Source organism: Yinghuangia sp. ASG 101 (assembly GCF_021165735.1).
In the GTDB taxonomy this organism is placed as follows: Bacteria; Actinomycetota; Actinomycetes; order Streptomycetales; family Streptomycetaceae; genus Yinghuangia.
Genome location: NZ_CP088911.1, coordinates 5,713,857 through 5,732,520, shown reverse-complemented (window position 1 = coordinate 5,732,520; position 18,664 = coordinate 5,713,857). Strand labels below are relative to the sequence as shown.

15 protein-coding genes are annotated in these 18,664 nt (G+C 71.6%); 3 read left to right on the top strand and 12 right to left on the bottom strand.

The features are described 5' to 3' along the window. Positions 1-36: 36 nt before the first annotated feature. Positions 37-2,058 (top strand): hypothetical protein, encoded by a 2,022-nt coding sequence (locus LO772_RS24595; RefSeq protein ID WP_231774208.1) that lies wholly within the window; start codon positions 37-39, stop codon positions 2,056-2,058. 273 nt (positions 2,059-2,331) lie between these two features. Here LO772_RS24595 and LO772_RS24590 read toward each other — a convergent pair whose 3' ends face one another. The 6 genes from LO772_RS24590 to LO772_RS24565 form a co-directional block, all read right to left on the bottom strand. Next, positions 2,332-2,727 carry a DUF3040 domain-containing protein gene (locus LO772_RS24590; RefSeq protein ID WP_231774207.1) on the bottom strand — a complete coding sequence of 132 codons (396 nt, stop codon included), beginning with the start codon at positions 2,725-2,727 and terminating at the stop codon, positions 2,332-2,334. A gap of 312 nt (positions 2,728-3,039) precedes the next feature. Beyond that, entirely contained in the window at positions 3,040-4,260 is a 1,221-nt protein-coding gene (gene dinB / locus LO772_RS24585) for a DNA polymerase IV (protein WP_231774206.1), read from the bottom strand. 189 nt (positions 4,261-4,449) lie between these two features. Beyond that, the gene (locus LO772_RS24580; protein ID WP_231774205.1) at positions 4,450-5,178 is read right to left on the bottom strand and encodes a methyltransferase domain-containing protein; all 729 of its coding nucleotides are present in this window, start codon (positions 5,176-5,178) and stop codon (positions 4,450-4,452) included. A 292-nt stretch (positions 5,179-5,470) separates the two neighbouring features. Further along, the gene (locus LO772_RS24575; RefSeq protein ID WP_231774204.1) at positions 5,471-9,073 is read right to left on the bottom strand and encodes a DNA polymerase III subunit alpha; all 3,603 of its coding nucleotides are present in this window, start codon (positions 9,071-9,073) and stop codon (positions 5,471-5,473) included. Positions 9,074-9,202: 129 nt separating this feature from the next. Next, positions 9,203-9,781, bottom strand: a complete 579-nt coding sequence (locus tag LO772_RS24570; RefSeq protein ID WP_231774203.1) for an SAV_6107 family HEPN domain-containing protein — start codon at positions 9,779-9,781, stop codon at positions 9,203-9,205. Between the two features lie 14 nt (positions 9,782-9,795). Continuing rightward, positions 9,796-10,155, bottom strand: a complete 360-nt coding sequence (locus tag LO772_RS24565) for a DUF6504 family protein (RefSeq protein ID WP_231774202.1) — start codon at positions 10,153-10,155, stop codon at positions 9,796-9,798. A gap of 337 nt (positions 10,156-10,492) precedes the next feature. Here LO772_RS24565 and LO772_RS24560 point away from each other — a divergent pair, with 337 nt between their 5' ends. Next, positions 10,493-10,846, top strand: coding sequence for an arsenate reductase family protein (locus tag LO772_RS24560; RefSeq protein WP_231774201.1), 354 nt, complete (start codon positions 10,493-10,495; stop codon positions 10,844-10,846). Between the two features lie 1,018 nt (positions 10,847-11,864). Further along, positions 11,865-13,145 carry a restriction endonuclease gene (locus LO772_RS24555; RefSeq protein WP_231774200.1) on the top strand — a complete coding sequence of 427 codons (1,281 nt, stop codon included), beginning with the start codon at positions 11,865-11,867 and terminating at the stop codon, positions 13,143-13,145. A gap of 261 nt (positions 13,146-13,406) precedes the next feature. Here LO772_RS24555 and LO772_RS24550 read toward each other — a convergent pair whose 3' ends face one another. The 6 genes from LO772_RS24550 to LO772_RS24525 all read right to left on the bottom strand — a co-directional run bounded on the left by LO772_RS24550 (position 13,407) and on the right by LO772_RS24525 (position 18,580). Further along, on the bottom strand, positions 13,407-14,780 hold the full coding sequence (locus LO772_RS24550; RefSeq protein ID WP_231774199.1) for a tyrosine-type recombinase/integrase: 1,374 nt from the start codon (positions 14,778-14,780) through the stop codon (positions 13,407-13,409). Positions 14,781-14,857: 77 nt separating this feature from the next. After that, positions 14,858-15,037, bottom strand: a complete 180-nt coding sequence (locus LO772_RS24545; protein WP_231774198.1) for a helix-turn-helix transcriptional regulator — start codon at positions 15,035-15,037, stop codon at positions 14,858-14,860. Between the two features lie 243 nt (positions 15,038-15,280). Then, positions 15,281-16,474 (bottom strand): DUF3631 domain-containing protein, encoded by a 1,194-nt coding sequence (locus tag LO772_RS24540; protein ID WP_231774197.1) that lies wholly within the window; start codon positions 16,472-16,474, stop codon positions 15,281-15,283. Then, positions 16,471-17,529 (bottom strand): bifunctional DNA primase/polymerase, encoded by a 1,059-nt coding sequence (locus tag LO772_RS24535; protein WP_231774196.1) that lies wholly within the window; start codon positions 17,527-17,529, stop codon positions 16,471-16,473. Before LO772_RS24535 ends, LO772_RS24540 begins: the two co-directional genes overlap by 4 nt. Beyond that, on the bottom strand, positions 17,526-18,197 hold the full coding sequence (locus LO772_RS24530; protein WP_231774195.1) for a DNA methylase: 672 nt from the start codon (positions 18,195-18,197) through the stop codon (positions 17,526-17,528). Before LO772_RS24530 ends, LO772_RS24535 begins: the two co-directional genes overlap by 4 nt. Then, positions 18,194-18,580 carry a hypothetical protein gene (locus LO772_RS24525; RefSeq protein WP_231774194.1) on the bottom strand — a complete coding sequence of 129 codons (387 nt, stop codon included), beginning with the start codon at positions 18,578-18,580 and terminating at the stop codon, positions 18,194-18,196. Before LO772_RS24525 ends, LO772_RS24530 begins: the two co-directional genes overlap by 4 nt. Between the last annotated feature and the right edge of the window lie 84 nt (positions 18,581-18,664).

Below are 18,664 nucleotides of genomic sequence, written 5' to 3'. Positions count from 1 at the left end.
GGCGGAAACGCCAGCCTCACATCGGGGGGATGAGTCGTGGGCCGCGTCTACCAAGCCGTGTTGCAGGGTTCCGGCGAGCACCTTGGGCGGGCGCTCCGGCGCAGCGTCGCGTCGGTGTGGGGGCTGGCCGACGACGGTTCCTTACGGTGTGAGGCCGACGGCGGCGGGGCCCGTGCCGTGCTGCACGACGGCCCGTCCTGCGGGCGCTACACCGTCACCGACGCGGCGGACGACACCCGGTTGACGGCGATCTGGGGGCCCGCGTCGTCGGGGTCGACGGCGTGGGCGGTGATCGCGGTGGACACGCCGGCGGCGGATGGGCGCGAGGGTGCCCGGGGTGACCCGGGGCGGGCGGTGGAGGTCATCTCGGGACTCCTCGACGCCGAACGGGCGTTCGACGGCGCGATACCCCTGGAGACCACGCCGGTCGATGTCGACGGCGAGCAGGTGGACGAGCTTGTCGCGTACCTGCTGGATCCCCGGCGCCGCGTCCCGGTGATCGTGCTGAGCGTCGACGAGCGCGAGCCGTCGCTCCCGGCGCGGCACGCCGCGGATCTCGCGCGGCGCACGGCGGGGACCGCCCTGGTGGCGCGCCTGTGCGACAAATCGTCGCAAAACCGACTCAATGACGTGCTGGGAGACGGATTCGCGGTCTACGGGGGCGCGTTGCGCACCTACATGGCCCCGCTCGACCCCCGGGCGGAGGACTACCCCCACCGGCATCCGGTGCGCAGCGGCGCGGCCTTGCGGGAGTCGGGCGCGCGGGCGCTGGACGTGGTCGTCACCGGTGTGACGGGGGACGCGGTACGCAGGCCGCTGCCTCCGGACGTCCGGCGCGGGCTGCGCGTGGTCCCGCTGGTGCTCGACCGGGGCCTCGACTGGTGCGACGTGAACGCGCGGCCGACGTCGATACGCCCCCGGCCCGTGCCGACCCCCGTGCCGCCGCCGACGCCCGGGCCGATCCCGCTGCCGACGGCACTGGTTCCCGGAGCGGTCGGCCTCCGGCCGAAACCGGCGGGTCCGCCCGGCACTTCCGCCGCCGACGCCCCGGTCGGTGCCGAGGCCGGCGGGGAGCGCCCGGACGCCGCCGACGCGCCGACGGCTCCGGCCGCGAACGGTGTTCCGGTCGCCGCGCCGCCGACGGCGCCGGTCGGGGCGGCGGAACCGCGGGATGTTCCGGCGGTGCCGCAGGCACCCGCTCCCCCGCTCGCGGTGCCGCCCGCCGCGTGGGCCGACGAGGTGGCCCGGCTGGTCGTGGGCCGACTGACGGATGTCGTGGAAGCGCAGCGTTCGTTCGCCCGGCTCGTGGGGGAACTGCGGCGGATCGCCGACCGGTTCGAGCGGTTCGGCACCACGCCCGAGCGCGAGGCGGAGACCGAGGCGCTGACCGCCGAGTTGGACCGGCTCCGGTACGACTACGACCTCCTCGTTCTCCAATATGAGGAGTTGGCGGAGGAAGCACGCCGGGTCGAGGACCGCAACCGCCGCCTCGACGGGCTGCTCGCGCAGTCCTGCGGCGGCGAGGGCGGGGAGACCGCGTACGACGACGTCTGGGCGCCCGACTGCCTGGCCGACGTCCTGCTGCGGGCGCGTGTCGAACTGTCGCATGTGAGCCTTCCGGACTCCCTCGATTCCGGTGCGGCGACGCTCGACAAGGCCGAGACCGGGCACGTGCGGGTCTGGGCGGGTGCGGCGTGGGACGCGTTGCGGGCGCTGAACGCGTACGCGTCGGCGCGTTCCGCCCACACCTTCCGCGGGGGCTTCCACGACTGGTGCCGCAACCCGCCGCACGGGGCGTACGCGCTGTCGCCGAAGAAGTTCGCCATGAAGGAGTCCGACGCCGTCGCCGGACGGGCGAAGTTCCGTAAGGCCCGCACGTTTCCCGTGCCGTCCGAAGTCGCCTCGGAGCAAAGCGTGTTCATGGAGGCCCACATCAAACTGCGCGGCATCGGCAATCCGGCCCCGCGCATGCACTTCCACGACGACGCGGCGGGCAACACCGGGCGCATCCACATCGGGTACCTCGGCCACCACTTGGACAACACCAGAACCAACTGACCCACTGCGAGGGCCGGGCGAGGGCGGGGGGCGGCGGCCCGTTTCGGCACCTCCGGCGCGTGACGGCCGAGGAACCGGTGTGAGAGCGCTCGCGCGCCCCATGCCACCGCGGCCCGGGCATTTCTCACCGGCGCCCCGCGCCCTCCCGCGCGAAGTCCCGTACGACGCGGCCTCGGCGGCGCCTTCCGGTGCGTCGGTGGGTGCGGATGACCTTCGACGAACGACGGACCGGCACCCGGGGCGGGTGCCGGTCCGTCGTGTGTGCCTGTCGGGTCAGCCGCCTTGCTCGTCGCGGCGGCGCTTCCAGCGGTCTTCGATACGCGTCATCATCTTGGCGCGGCGCCGACGTGGAGCACGCCCGCCGCGGGCCTGGCCGCCGGCTTCGCCCGCCGACTGGGCCGGGGCACGGCGCCATCCGGTGACGACCAGCACGGCGCCGGTCAGCATCAGCAGGAAGCCCGCGACGCTGATCCACACGGCCTGCAGCATGACACCGGTCATGAGCAGAACGAGGCCGACGACGAATCCGGCGATCGCCCAGCCTGTCCGACGCCGGGTATGCGTGCGCATGCCGGCACCTTCGAGCGCTGTCGCGAACTTGGGGTCTTCGGCGTACAGCGCTCGCTCCATCTGCTCGAGCAAGCGCTGCTCGTGCTCTGAGAGCGGCACGGCGTCCTCCTTCGTCGGCCGCGAGGCGACCGGTGCGGCCCTTTCAGGATAGGCAGCGAACCGCCATCGTGAAAGCCACCCGCGAAAGACGACCCGGCGAGATCTGGCGCCTTGTCGACTCCTGGCCGCGAGTGGCGTCACCGTCGACGACGGGTTCCCCACTTTTCCCATGCATTCCCTGCCCTTGACGCGGTCATGTCATCGACAAGAGCGCGCGGCGGGAGGGAGGGTGCGGCGACCGGCGCACTGACGTCGGTCACATACCCCGATGATATGCGGCTCCGCGCCGTCCCACAGGGCTGACGCCCGGGATCACCCCCGGGTTCCCGGACCGGGCCTCCGCCCCGGGGGCCGACGGCCGCCGAGCAGGCTGGCCGGGGCGAGCGCACGCCCGCCGAAACGGTCATGCACGGCATCGGTCGCGCGTTCGACCTCGGCCCAGCCCTCGGCCCGTTCACCGAGCGCCAACTGCCGGGGGCGGTCGCCTTCGACGAGGTGTTCCACACGGACGCCGACGAGCCGCAGCCGGGCGCGCTCCAGGCGGAGGCCCGCGTGCAGCGCACAGGCCGTCGCGTAGATCTCCCGGCCCACATCGGTCGCCTCACGAAGGGTTTTCGCCCTGGTCAGCGTGGTGAAGTCGGAAAAGCGCACCTTGATCGAGACGGTCCGCCCGGCCAGCCCGGCGGCACGCAGGCGGGCCCCGGTACGGGACGCCAGGCGCAGGAGCGCGCGGCGCACCACCTCGGGGTCGTCGACGTCGGCGGGGAAGGTCTCCTCCGCGCCCATGCTGCGCTCCGGTTCGGACGGGATCACCGGGCGGTCGTCGTGCCCCCACGCGAGAGCGTGCAGCCGGCGTCCCGCGGCGTCGCCGAGCGCGCGGCACAGCGTGGCCGCGGGGATGTGGGCGATATCACCCACGGTGTGCAGTCCCAGCCGGGTCAGCACGGCCTCGGTGCGCTCGCCCACCCCCCACAGCCGCCCGACCGACAGCGGATGCAGGAACGCGACCGCCTCGTCGTCGCGGACCACCCGCAAACCGTCCGGTTTGACGCTCGCCCCGGCGAGTTTGGCGACGAACTTGGTGCCCGCGATCCCCACCGAACAGGTGATGCCCTGCTCGTCCGCGACACGGGCCCGGATCGTCTCGCCGACCCGGACCGGGTCGGTGCCGAGGCGGCGCAGCGCTCCGCCGAGATCGAGGAACGCCTCGTCCAGGGACAGGGGTTCGACGGCGGGGGTGACCGAGCGCAATAGCTCCATCACCCCGGCGGAGACACGGGCGTACTCGTCGTGGTCGGGCGGCAGGAAGACGGCGTCCGGGCAGAGCCTGCGGGCCCGGCCGACCGGCTGGCCCGCGTGCACGCCGTACGCGCGGACGTCGTGCGTCGCCGACAGCACCACGCCGCGCGCGCCCAGCGCCCCGACGACGACGGGACGTCCGGCGAGTTCGGGACGGCGGCGGATCTCGACGGACGCGTAGAAGGCGTCCATGTCGACGTGCATCACGGTGGGGACCGCGGGGGGATCGCTCACGGGCGGGCCTCCCGCGGGGAGGGCTTCGGTGCCGGGGCCTCCGGGGTGCCGCGGGTGTCGGCCGGGGCAGGGGTCGCCCCGCCCGGTGCCGGCGGGTTCGGTGTGCGGAGGCGGTGCGCGGAGCCCGCGGGGACGGGGGTCCGCGGCGGATCCGCCGGGCGGGCGGGGTGACCGCTTCGCCCGGTGGGGTCACTTGGCGGCGAGCAGGTGGACCTGGGTCGCGAGCGAACGGTACTCGGGGAGTTCGGCGGCGGCCTTCTCCAGGTCGAGGAGGGCGTCGAACGACGCGGGGTCGTCGACGAGCACGCCGGGGACCAGGTCGGCGAAGACCCGCACGGCGTGCACGGCGCCGGGGCGCAGGCCGACCTTGGCGAGCAGCGCGGTGAGTTCGTCGACCGTGAACCGGCGCGGCAGTGCCGTGGGGTCGGCGAGGGCCTCGGCGGCCTCCGCGAAGTGCCCGGCCAGGGCCCGCGCCAACACCGCGCCGGTGCGGTTGGCCGCGAGCAGGCTGAGCGTCCCGCCGTCGCGCAACGCGGCGGCCACGGTGCCCAGCGCGTCGTCGGGCTCGTCGACGAGTTCCAGGACGCCGTGGCACAGCACGGCGTCCGCGGCGCCGCGGTCGACGACGTCGAAGAGGCTCTGGACGTCGCCCTGGCGTGCCGCGACCAGGTCGGTGACCCCGGCCTCCGCGGCCCGCCGCTCCAGCGCGGCCAGCGCGTCCGGGCTGGGGTCGACGACGGTGACGCGGTGCCCGAGGCGGGCGATCGGCACGGCGAAGTTGCCGGTGCCGCCTCCGGTGTCCAGCACATCGAGGACGCTTCGCCCCTCGGCCGCAACACGTCTCTCGAGCGCGTCGCGCAGCACCTGCCACACCACGGCGGTACGCATCGAGCTGCGGCGCCGCATCCGGTCGGACAAGGGAGGCCTCCTGTCGTGTGCCTGGAAGCCCAGCCTAGCCCCGGAGCGGGGCGCGCACCCCGGGCGGCGAGAGGGGCCGGGGCGGTCCGTGGCCGTGCCGGGGCGTGTGGCCGGCCGGGCCCGCCGAAGCGCCGCGGCGAGGCGGTGAACGGGTCGCGGGGCGCCCGGTGCGGCACGCGGGGGAAGGTGCGGCGGATCTCGCCGAAGGCCTCGCGCCCGCGCCGCGCGGTCGCCCCCGACGGCATCGCCGTCGCGGAGGGGCCGGAGCCGGGCCGGGGATTGCGGGGCGGTGTCATCCCGAACTCCCCGGGCTGCTGTGCCACAGCTTGCGCGGTGCGTCCTTGGTCGGTGTGCCGGGCGGGCGGAGGTCGGCGTACGGGGAGACCTTGAACCCGCTGGCGTGCATCAGGACGCGGTGCATCACCGGCCGGGTGGACCGGCTCGCGGCGGCGCCCTCCACGGCGTCCTCGGTGGCGGGACCGGGGGCGCCGGCCATGAGGGCGTGGACGGCGTCGACGCCGCCTTCGCACCAGGCCTCGTGGAGCGCGCCCAACTCCCAGCAGCCGGTCGCGCGCAGGGAGACCCCGCGCGGCCCGGTGCGCCGCAGCACGCCCCGGACGACCAGCATCCAGGAGTGGAACAGCGTCGCGGCGTACGGGCCTTGCGCGTCCTCGAAGAACGTCGCGTCGACCGGGCCGGTGGCGTCGTCGAGGGTGAGGAAGACGACGCGGCGGCCGGAGCGCACCGGCGGGGTCTGGGTGGCCACTTTGACGCCGGCGACGAGGAGTTCGCTGCGGGCCCGGCGGTCCAGCAGGTCGCGGGACCGGGTGACGCCGATCGCGTCGAGGAAGTCGTCGTAGAAACCGACGACATGGCGGTCCGCGTCCATGCCGAGGATCTCCAGCTCGGCGCGGACGCGCTCGGCGGAGGTCATCTCGGGCAGGCCGGTGGTCTCGGGGGCCTCGTTGCCGGCGAGGCCGAAGGCGAGCTGGGTGGTCGACCGCGAGGCGTTCCGGCCCTTGGCGGGGGCGACTTCGCGGCCGTAGCGGTCCAGGTCGGTCAGTTGCAGGAGGAGGTCACGGCGGGTGAGGGCGCCTCCGCTGTCTCCCGGGGCGCCGCCCGTACCGTGCACGGAGTCGAACGCGCCGACCAGGATGAGGCGTTCGACCACCGGGCGGGACACGCCGGTGCGGTGCCAGAAGTCGGCGAGGGACGTGAACGGCCGTGCCTGGACGACGCGTTCGACCTCGGCCTCGCTGATGCCCTTGACCTCGGCGAGCGCGATGCGGATTCCGGGCCGGCCGCCGGCGTCCTCGACCCGGTAGACGGGGTCCGAGACATTGACGTCGACGCCGAGCACCGGGACCCCGAACTGCCGTGCGTCGTCGAGGATCAGGCGTTTGGGGTACATCCCCGGGTCGTGGGTCAGCACCCCGGCGGTGAAGGCGGCGGTGTGATGGGCCTTGAGCCACGCGGACTGGTACGTCGGCACCGCGAACGCCGCCGCGTGCGCCTTGCAGAACCCGAACGACGCGAAGGCCTTGAGGACGTCCCACACCCGCTCGACCGTCGCGCGGTCGTACCCGCGCGCGTCCGCCTCGACGCAGAACCAGTCGCGGATCGCGGTCTGCCCGTCGACCGAGCCGAGGGCGCGCCGGGCCACGTCGGCGCGGGCGAAGTCGCAGCCGGTCATCGTGGCGATGACGCGGATCACCTGCTCGTGGAAGACCACGACGCCCTCGGTCTCGGCGAGCGCGGGCCACAGGTCGCGGTGGATGACGTCGGGCGCGGCCCAGCCCTGGCGGGCGTTGAGGAACGGCGTGACCATGTCGCTCTTGACCGGGCCGGGCCGGAACAGCGAGATGTCCACGATGAGGTCTTCGAACGTCTCGGGGGCGAACTTGCCGACCAGTTCCCGCTGTCCGGGGGACTCGATCTGGAAGCAGCCGAGGGTGCGCGTGGAGCGGATGAGGTCGAAGGTCGCGGAGTCGTCGAACGGCACCGCGTCCAGGTCGACGCGCCCGCCTCCGGTGCGCTCGATCTCGTCGAGCGCGTGGGCCATCGCGGACTGCATGCGCACGCCCAGGACGTCCAGCTTGAGCAGCCCGAGGTCTTCGACGTCGTCCTTGCCGAACTGACTCATCGGGAAGTCCTGCGCGCTGGCCTCCACCGGCGTGCGGTCGAGCAGGCTGACGTCGGACAGCAGGACTCCGCACGGATGCAGGGCCAAGTGCCGCGGCAGCCGGTCGAGCCGCTCGGCGAGAGTGAGCAGGGTGCCGAAGCCGGCCTCGGTGATGCCGGACGCGCGCAACTCGGGCAGATCGCGCAGCGCGGCGCGGACGTCGCGGGCGCGGATGTGCGGGAACGCCTTGGCCACCGTGTCGATCTCGCCGGGCGGCAGGCCGAGGGCGGCGCCGACGTCGCGGATCGCGTGGCGGGCGCGGTACGTCTCCGTCATCGACACCATCGCGCAGCGCTCGGCACCGAACTTCTCCAGGATGCGCTCGTACACATCGGTGCGGCGGGCCGATTCGACGTCGACGTCGATGTCCGGCAGGGCGGAGCGGCGGTCGGAGACGAAGCGCTCCATGATCAGGCCGTACCGCATCGGGTCCACGCCGGAGATGCCGATCAGGTGGTTGACCAGGCTGCCCGCGCCCGAGCCGCGCGCCGCGCAGCGCACGCCCATCTCGCGGATCAGGTCGACGACGCCCGCGACGGTCAGGAAGTACGACGGCAGTCCGAGGCGTCCGATCAGGGCGAGTTCGTCGTCGAGGCGGGTCAGGGCTCGTGTGGTCGGCGCGATGCCGCGCAGGCCGAGGCCGGCCTCGCAGCGGGCGCGCAGCTCGGCGGCGGCCTCACCGGCGCGGACCCCGACGATCTCGGGTTCGGGGTAGAACACGCGCCCCATGCCGAGGTCTTCGCGGGGATCGAGGACGAGGGAGTCGGCGAGGGCGCGGGTACGGGCGAGCAGCGCGCCGGCGGTGCCCCGGTCGGCGGCGAGGGTGATCTCGGCGGCGATCCGGACCATGTCGAGCGACGACTTGAGGTGGCCCTCGCTGCCGACCCGGTCCAGGTGGCGGTGCCCGAGCGGGACGAGGCGGCGCACGGCGTCGAGCACGTCGGCGACGGGAGCGTCGTCGCGGTCGGCGTACCGCACGGCGTTGGTGAGGACGGCCGGGACACCGTGGCCGTCGGCCAGCGCGAGCATGCGCGCGGCACGGGCGGTCGAGAGCGGGCCGTCGGGTTGCCCGAGGTGGCTGACCAGTTCGACGTACAGCGCCCCGGGCGGCAGCGCGGCGTGGTGGGCGCGCAGCAGGCGTGCGGCGCGGTCGGTGCTGCGGTCGGCGACGGCGCGGCCGACGTCGGAGTCGGGGCCGAGGAGGACCACCAGGTCGCCGAGGGCGGCGTGTTCGGCGAGTGAGGCGTGCGTGCAGGCGGGGATGTGGCGCGGCCCCGCGTCGCGCTCGCGGGTTTCGCGGCCCCGGCGGTGTGCGTCGCTGACCAGGCGGCACAGGGCCGCCCAGCCGCTGCGGCCCCGGGCGAGGACCGTGACGCGGGGGTGGCGCGGGTCGACGAACGCGCCGCCGCGGGCGGGGGTTTTGCGGTCGGCGTCCGGCGCGCCGGGCCTGCCCCGGGTACCCGGGTCGCGCCGCGCGCGGGATCCCCCGGGTTCGGGGGCAAGAGCCAGGTCGGCGCCGAGGATCGGGCTGATCCCGGCCTTCGTACAGGCCTTCACGAACGCGACGGCGCCGTAGACACCGTCGCGGTCGGTGAGGGCGAGGGCGTCCATCCCCTCCTCGGCGGCGCGCTCGACGAGGGTGTGGGGGTGGGACACGCCGTACCGCATCGAATACCCCGAGGCGACGTGCAGGTGGGTGAACGGAGGGGTCATGCGGTGCTCGTGGGGTCGAGGCCGGCACGGAGGCGGCGCGGCTGTTCGTACGGGTGGTGCGGCGGGTCCGGCGCGGCCTTCCGGTGCACGGCGCGGTGGCGGCGCGGACCGGTGGGCGTTGCCGGTTGGTCAGTGCTCTTGGGGCGGCACCACCGTCAGCGCCGGCAGGCCGAGCAGCCGGACGACGAGGCGCATGAACACGTCGACGTCGCGTACCAGATCGTCCGCCTCACGGGCGGTGGCGGCGTTGGGCAGCCCGGCCTCGGCACGCGCGCGCTTGTTCGCGCCGCTCGCGAAGTATCCGGCCCATTCGGTGAGTTCGGGAGCGACTTGGGGCAACAGGTGCCACGCGCTGCGCGGCGGGCGGCGGCGCCCCGGCTTCTCCTCCTCGGGCCGGGCCCGGGCGGCCAGGACCGCGGCGGTTGTCCGCAGCGCCGCGAGGTGGGCGGCGGCATAGCGCTCGTTGGGCGCGGTCGCCTCGGCGGCCTCCGCGAGCGTACGGCGGGCATGGGTGAGGAGGTCGAGCGCGCCGGGCGGCGCGGTGGTCCAGCGCACGGGCGCGCGGGGCACCGGCTGCCGCGGTGCGTCCCACACCTCGCGTCCGGCCGGGGGCGGCGGCCTTCGGAGGCGGGCGGCACGGCCGCGGTCGTATCCGGTGTGCCCCGGCTCATCGTCGGGAGGCGGCTCGACGGCGGATTCCGCGGTCATCGTCGTCACCGCCCTCAGTCCAGGGACCGGGCGAGGGTCCACGAACCGTGGGCGTCGAGCCTCAGTTCGAAAACGCCCATGGGCGCACTGCGCCCGGCCGCCGCCTCGACACGCCACACCTCGCGCTCCGCGGCGAGCAGGGCGGTGCCGGCCGTGTTGCCCCCGGAGGCGTCCTCCGCGGAACCGCGTGCGGCGCGGCTCGCCTCGCCGCCGCCGGCCCCGCCCGCCCGGCCGGCGGTGTGCCACCACTCCTCGTTCTCGACCCAGTGGTCGAGGATGTCGCGGACGACGTAGAGCTTGTCGTGCCACAGGAACCGCGCCGGCTCCCCTCCGCTGCGCGCTACCTCCACCGGGTCGATGTGACGACGTGCCATGGCCTCTCCTTCTTGCGGTGCCCCGGCCGAAGATGCGCTTCCCCTCGCACCTTCGGCCGGGGACGGTTTCCGCCGGACGAACCCGAGCCTTCGGTCGACTCCCCCGTTGATCGAACTCAAGTTCGAACATTGATGCCAGTAAACCCCGTGACATCGGTGGCGTCAACGCCATAAGGAGCGAGTCGCCACTCTTGCCGTTCTCCAGGCGTTTTCGATCTCCGTTCGAATACGGGGTGCCTCGACATCCACGGTCGCAGGGCCCACTGACACCGCCCGCCCGTACGCACTCCCCGCGCCCCCGACGCACGGACCGCCCGGGCCTGCCTAAGCTGCCGCCATGGAGATCTGGCACAACCCGCGTTGTTCGAAGAGCCGTACGGCCGTCGCCTTCCTTGACGAGGCGGGCGTCGAGTACACCGTGCGGCGCTACCTCGAGGATTCGCCGAGCGCCGACGAGATCCGGGAAGTGCTCGGCCGACTGGGCCTGGAGCCGTGGGACATCACACGCACCGGCGACCAGCCCGCCAAGGACCTCGGCATGGCCGACTGGGGCCGGACGCCCGACGACCGCGACCGGTGGATCACCGCACTGGCGGCCACCCCCGCCCTGATCCAGCGCCCGATCGTCACCACCGGCGAGGGCCGCGCCGTCGTCGCCCGGACCGACGAAGCGCTGCGGTCGCTGCTCTGAGCGGCCCGACCGCCCGCGAACGGACAAGCGGGCCCGACCATCCCCCGTGATGGCCGGGCCCGCTTCGTCGTCACCACCGCCCCCGTGACGGTGGCACCGACAGCACCCGAACCGCCGCCCCGTGCCGGCGGTGCCGATGCGGTCCCGCGTGCCTCACCCCGCACGCGTCCCCCGCGGTGGCCCGGCTCGGCGCTCCCCCGTAAGCGTCGACCCGGGCCACCCGTTCCCCGTTGCCCCCCTTTTTGCCCGCGCCTCCCGCGTTCCCCGGCTCGGCACCCCCGCACACGAACCGCTTCCCGCGGGCCTCGCGGCCCCCGTCCCGGAACACTCTGCCGGTCGGGCGAACGCCGGGTATCCGTACAAGTACTCAGAAGCCGACCCGAGTAGCCGCACCCGCACCGCTCACCCGCCCTGAGTAGCACTCCGCACATCGGCCCAAAAAATCACCATTTGCCCCCATTCGCCCTCACCCGCCCGGCGCAACGAACACCCCTCGCGTCCCCCTCCTCAGAAATTCCAGAAAAAGAATCCGAACCGCACAACCCTCCGGGGGGCCCGCGAGTCAAACACATCGAAGACCCACTGGGGGGTGGGCCCGTGCAGCCGTGGGGAGCGGGCACGGGAAGGCGGGGCCCGAGACCGGGGGGCGGTCTCGGGCCCCGAGCCTTTTGGTGGCTCGCGGCACCGACTACCCGGCTCCGACCTGCTGATTCAGCTCATCTTGCGGCGACTTCGCGCTTGCCACCCTCAGATCCTGAAAGCCCGGCTTGTTCCACCTTGTCCCAGCTTGAACCGCACGTTGTTCAGTGTGCGTTGGGCATCCGTTGGGCAACACCGGGCCCGCTACGTGGCCTCCCACCTGCCCAGACCCGCTTCGATACGCGCGTTGGCATGCGCCGTTCCAGGCCTTCACTGCAAGACCGGAGATGGCGCGCACTCGGCCACCTGGGATCCTTCATCACGTTGTCGGTGCAGGCGTCGGTACGGGGAGGACGTGTCGTTGACGGGGTTACTGCGCGTGGGAGACGTCTTTCGGTATGCGTCGGGCAAGGACGCAGTACCGCCGGATGTGGATGGGTTCCGGAACTTCTGGCACGTGACGGACACGCCGGGGCGGAAGCGGGTGCTTCTGGAGTCGGGTATCAACAGCATCGCTGAGGTGCCTGCGGTTGACGGTCCGCGTCGCGCGGCGGTGTTGATTCGGTCGAGTCCGTGGAAGGCCGGCAGCGAGCAGACGCCGTGGCATGACGTGTTCAGCCTGGAGGTCGGGCACGTCCGGTACTTCGGGGACCACAAGCCGGGGCTTGGTGTGTCCGTCGGGCAGACCAAGGGCAATGGTGCGCTGTTGAGGGCGTTCGAACGCCATCGGGCGCCGACCGCGGACGTACGCCGTTACGCAGAACCGCTGTTGGTGTTCCGGGCCGTGCGGCGTGGCCGCAGTCCCAAGGGGCATGTCGAGTTCTGTGGCGTCGGGTTGGTGGAGCGGGCGGAGCGTCTGGTTCAGTGGGCCGGCGAGAACCGCGACACGTTCACGAACTACGTGTACGACTTCGCGATGCTCGACCTTGCAGCCGAGGACGATTGCCTTGACTGGCGGTGGATCGAGGCTCGGCGGGATCCGAGTGTCCGCATCGATACGGCACTGAAGTTGGCGCCGGCGGCGTGGCGTGAGTGGGTGGAGAAGGGGCACGCGGCATTGCCGCGGGTCCGACGTCGGGTCGCTCGCTCACGGATAGTGAAGATAAAGGATCAGAAACCGCCAGCCGGGTCACCCCAGGCTGCCGACCTACATACGATCCATCGGTTCTTTGACAACCGGAAGCACGACTTCGAAGCCGTGGCGTCGGCGGTTGCCGGGCGGATCCTCGGCGACGGGGCGTCGTACCGGGAAGGTTGGCTGACCCGTCGGTCCGGTGACGGTGGCGCAGACTTCATCGGGCGGATCGATGTGGGGCGGGGCACGGCGGGCGCCAGTCTCGTCGTGTTGGGGCAGGCGAAGTGTGTGACCCCGGAGACGTCGATCAGTGCGGAGCAGATCGCGCGGATAGTGGCCAGACTTCAGCGGGGCTGGATCGGTGTCTACGTCACAACCGGCTATTTCTCCGAGGCCGCACAGATGGAGATGGTCGAGGATCGGTACCCCATTTCGCTCGTCAACGGCCGCGAGCTGGCCGGCGAGCTGCGAGCCATGGCCAACGAGGACCATAACGGCGACTTGGTCGCTTGCCTCGAACATCTCAGGGCCAACCAAGCCGCGATCGTTTCCGAACGACGGCCGGAGGAAGTCCTCTTGCTCTAGGCATCCGGGGGCGGCGGATGCGGAATGGTCATGGGACGGGTCCGCGCTCGGCCGTCGACGCTGACCGTTGTGCGGCATCGTCAGATCCCGAGGCCCGGATGGGCATGCATCGGGTGCAGGTTTCACTTCATCTGAGGCCACCGCCGACGTGCAGGTCGCCCGGCCTGGTCACCTCGCGTGCCGCGAAGGGGCGGTCTCGGGCCCCGAGCCTTTGGGGCTCGGGGCGCCGAAGAACCCTCTCCGAAGGCGGCGTCGGGCCCGCTACGTGGCCTCCCACCTGCCCAGCCCCGCTTCGATGCGCGCGTTGGCCTGCTCCGTCGCGCCGTCCAAGCACTTGGCGTAGACACGGAGCAGCACGGCGACGCTCTGGCCGGCGCGACGGGCGACCTCGGTCGGGTCGACGCCGGAGTTGAGCCAGAACGACACGCAGGCGTGCCGCAGGTCGTACGGGCGCTTCCCCAACGGGGAATCAACCTGCGACGGCGTGAGTACGGCTTTGCGCGCCGCGTTCCACTCGGCGCGGTACGCGCTGTCCTGCACTGGCTTGCCGAGGGCGCTGCGGAAGAGACGGCCGTCCGCGGCGGTGCCGTAGCGGTAGACGTGCCACCGCAGCATCGCGACGAGTGCCGGCGGAATCGGCACCGGGCGAGTGACGCCGCGATCCCTCGCCTTGAGCCCTCGGTCGTCGTGAGCGTTGCCGCTGTCGGTCCACGCCTTTCCGACGCGGGAACCGGACTTCCGCAGGTTCAGCACACCCCATCCGTGCTTCGGCAACTCGCAGTCGTCGAGCCGGAGTCGGATCACTTCACCGGTTCGCATGCCCGCGAAGTACATGCACCCGAAGAACGCCGCGAGATGCCGCCCCCGGCGGCTCTGCGCATAGACCCGTGCGAGCAACAGGCGCGCCTGACGCGGGTTGACGACGCACGCGGGCTCAACTTGCCGGGCCCCGCTCGCGTGATCCCACTGCACGCGCTCAAGGGGGTTTTCGGTGATCCGGTTCTTCTCCATCGCGTAGCCGACGGCGTTGCGGAAGACGGCGCGCTTCCCCTCGAAGGTGTCCTTCGCGGCAGGCTTTCCGTCGAGCTTGAGGCTGAACACGGTCAGCAACTCGCGGATGACGCCGGCGTCTTGCAAAGCACTCATCGGCAACGAGTGCTGCGCGACCCAGTCAAGGCAGCGCTTGACGTCCTCGGGCGGTTCCTGGTCCCACCTGCTGACGTTGAAGCCCCAGACGTACAGGGCCCGGCTCAATTCGCGCGTGTCGGGACTGCCATTCTTCTTGGCCAGCAGTTCGGCGGATGCGCTGGCGAGCCCTTTCGCAAGCTTGGTCCGCGCGGTTGCCGAACTCCTCGGCCACTTCATCTTCGCGAACTCCCGTGCGTGCGCGTACCACGTGATGTCGGCACGGCGCCGAGCCTCGGACATCGGCAGCCCGGAAAGCTCGTCGAACGGCTCGCCACGGTTGACCGCCTGGAGCAAATCCGAGCGTCGACCGTCCGCAAGCGTCTTTGTCGCGTACGTTTCCTGGCACCGGTTCGCGCCGACCTTCCACAGAACCTCGGCACTCGTCTGCCCCCGGTCTTTGCGCTGCCGAACGGCCCAGATGCGGACCTTGAATGTCGGCTGGAACAACTCGATTCCTCTCATGCGAAAGGCCGGACGCGGCGAACCGCGCCCGGCCTGATGAACCGCTTCCTTGGTCTAGCCGGTCATTCCTCCAAGTCCTCCCACCAGGCGTCGATGTCGACCTGACGGAAGCGGAGCTGACCGTTCGGGAGCTTCTTGAACTTCGGGCCCTTGCCCTTGGCGCACATGCGGTAGAACGCGGTGCGCGACATGTCCAACTGGTCGAGAACCTCGGGGAGTTTCAACGTCTTCGGGCGGCTCACCGCTCGTTCCTCCTGTGCGTGGTCGCGACGTGCGCGCGGTCGTCTCGGCCTGTCCCTGAGAAGTGCGCTACATCCGCTACATCCGCTACATCGCAGGTCAGAGCCATGATTGATGTAGCGGATGGGGTCTGATGTAGCGGATACAGCCGCTACATCGCCGGGTGCGCCTGTAGCGGTAATCGCCCCGGTGTAGCGGACGTGTAACGGATCGCGCGGACCGATCCGCTACACGGTTTCCGCAGGTCAGTGCGCGGTTTCCGGGGCCTGTAGCGGATGTAGCGGACTTTCCAGGGGTGGGGGGCAATAGCGCGACCAGGCGTCGTGCAGGTCGGCCGCGTAGTAGCCCTTCACGATGGGTCCGGCGTTGGTGCGGATGTTCCGCGCGACGATGGGCGAGTTGCTCGCAGTGACGTACTCCTTGAGGAGCTTCGCAAGCCCGCGCGAGTCCAGCGCCTTGCCGTTGAGGTCCGCCCACGGCGCGTCATCCATGGCGTTGAGGTGCTCCAGGATGACCGCCGTAGGCATGCGCTCGGCGCCGCGGAACACGTGGTCCCGCAGATCGGTCAACAGCCGAATCCCATTGGACGCCTTGACGTCCCGGGCAGCTTCGACCAGTTCCACACACGCAGCGCGGGCCCGCTCCGGCCAGTCGCCCCCGGCAGCGTCCGCAACGGCCAACAGTGCTTCCCACACGTCGGCCGGGCGGTCCGTGATGCCCTCGGGCATCTCCGGCCATGCGTTGGCCACCTGCTCCCGAACGGTCGTGGCCCAAGCCGCCAAGCGGTTGCGGATCTCGTTCCCCTCGTCGGTGTGGACGCGTTGCCGGAAGGGTTCCACCTGCTCATTCGGCGCCCGCCGGCGCATTCGGATGATGACCGAGCGGGTCAGGATCGTGTCCGGCAGCGATCCGAGCCCGGCCACCGCGACCGCGCAATACGAGGGAAACGCTTGGACGTTCTGACTCGAACCGTCTCCGACGCATCGGTACGTCACGCCGGACCGGCGGTGGCCTGCGTTCAGCCACCCGCGCAATTCCTCGTTCTCCCCTGCTTTCGGCCCGAAGACCGTGTCGATTTCGTCGAACAGCACCGTCGGCCGTACGTCACCCGCGACCGACCGGAAAAGAGCCGCAGCACTCGCGCTTACGGCGACCATCGGCGCGGGAACGAGCGTTTCGACAATTTCCAGAGCCCGGCTTTTCCCGCTCGCCGGTTCGGGCGAGAGGAACGCAAGTCGGGGCGTGGCATCGAAGCAGTCGACGAGGTGAGCGTGTGCGTCCCACAACGTGACTGCCACGTAAGCCGATTCGAGCGGAAAGACGTTGAAGCGACGATGGAATGCCTCGACGTCATCGAGCACGGCGGAACCGTCGACTCGCGGTCCGGTGTGCTCGGGAGGAAGAGCGCTCTTAAGCGGCTGGCTCGGCGACTCGGTCATGCCGCTCCCTTGCGATTGTTGCGGATAGACCAGTCGAGAGCGCTCCGGAGTGCCGGCACGCTTTCGCGTTCCGGCAGCCCTGCCGCGAACGCCGCCTGCTTAAGAGCGTCTTCCACCACGACGCGCGGAAGGTCGCCCGAGACGACGAGGCGACCCAGAGCCCGCCCGGCGCGCACAAGTGCGGCATTGCGGGTTCCCTCGGGCGCGGTCGCCACCGCTCGGCTCTCGTTCCGCAGTGCCGCAGCGGCGTACGCGGACGCGACCCGTACCGACGTCTCGGGCACCGCGTGGTAGGCCGCCGGGGCCGGAGTAGGCCGGAGAGCGCCCAACAACCAAAGCGGCAGGGGCGCGACGGGCATGTCGCACGCCACGGTGTACGTGCGGTTGTCGACGACACTGCCGGCCGCGATGACGTAGCCGCGACGTGCGCGGGTGTCGACCTTCCAGCCAAGCCGTTCGACCGTGCTCGAAAGCGTCGGACCGTCCGGAGCCTGGAAGTACAGGTGCGTTCCGCCGGAACGGGTAGTGACGGCGAACGTCCCACCCGGGAAGGGCTGTTCCGCGTTTTTCGCCAATACCGCGAGCACATCGGCGCCGTGACGGACGTTCAGGCTCGCCCACGGCTCCTTCCTCGGCTTGTCCCCGACGTGTTTGGGCATGTCGAGATCCACCACGACCAGGCCGCTCGGCTCGGTCGCAATTCCGATGTTGTACGGGGCTCGGTCCCAGTAACGGGCGATGAGCTCCAGATCGGTGCTTGCCCGGTACTGCCAACCCTTGAGCACCGGTTCCTTCCCACCGGGAACGAGCGGGATCACGTGCCACCCGCGAGCCGCCCATGCCAACGCCGCCGCCTTGAACGGGTTGCCGTGCGCGACCGGTTCGGGCATCCGGCGCGCGTCGTCGATCGCCGCTTCCGCGCACATCTTGTGCGACGGCCGCCGGTCGTCGTCGAGCAGGTTGGTTTGCCTGCCGCAGTGCACGCACAGAGCGGCCCGGTTCGACCAATGGCGGCTGTCACGCCAATCAAGTGAGGTCACGTCGCCCCTCCTCACGCGGCGAACGGGCGCGCGGCATATTGCTCCGCGACAGCGCGTCCAATGTGATGGGTGTAGGCGGGCGGGATGGCCTCGGCAAGTTCGCGGCGGACGTCGGTCCATCCGATGCCCATGGCCTGTTGCCATTGGGCGACGGTGCCCTTGCCGCCGCCGTCGCCGTAAACGGCGAAGTACGGGCCCTCGAACCATTCGCCGTGCCGCATCCCGGCGACCCGGCCGCGGTGCGGGCGGTGCGCCGGTTGCGGCACGGTCAGCCGGTGCACTTCGAAGAAGCGGTGGCGGATGACGGCGAGCCCGAACATCTCCCCGCACAGCCGCATGTCCTTGCGCAGTTCGGCGCCGGCGACGTTCTCGATCACGAATGGCACCCCGGCCGCGGTGAGCACATCGCGGGTCGGGGCGATCAACCGCGGATAGGTGCGGCCCTTGTTCGTGCCCTTCGTCAGCGCACACGCGTCCTGACACGGCGGTGAGGCGTGGACGAAATCGAAGCGGTGCGCGTACGCGGCTGCGTACTCGATCGCGTCCGCCTGGACGAACGCGTCCCCGCAATAGTTCGGTTGCGGCGCGATGTCGACGCCGGTCACGTGGAACCCGGCGCGCTGGTAGCCGCAGGTCGCCCCGCCGGCGCAACAGAACAGGTCCAACAGCCGCGGGCGCGTCACCGTTCACCCCACACATGACCGATGACGCCGAGCAGCGACCATGCGGCGTTCAGCGCGTCCGCGAGAGCGTCGGCGTGCTGTAGGGCGTCGCCGAGGGCCTTGGACACCCGATGCAGGTGCATGGCCGGGTCGGTGCCGTCGTCGACGCGCAAGCCGTCCGGCTCGCTCGCGATGCCGTCCACCTCATTCAGCGCGTACGGCAGTCGCTGTACGGCGAGCGTGAGCGCGCCGACGATGTCGTACGCGTCGGTCGGGGACACGGGCCAGTCGCCTTTCGCGGCGGCGTCCTGGAGCGCGTGGTTCAGGCGACGCGTGGCCTCGGCAACGTCGTTCGCGGCGGTCGGCGCGTCGACAGGGCGACGCGCGGCCTTCCTGTGGGTCATGCTTGAGGTCTCCTGTCTGCCCCTTTGGGGGCGGTGAGAGACCCGGGGCACCCGCTTCCGCCAAGAAGAGTTCGGGTGCCCCGG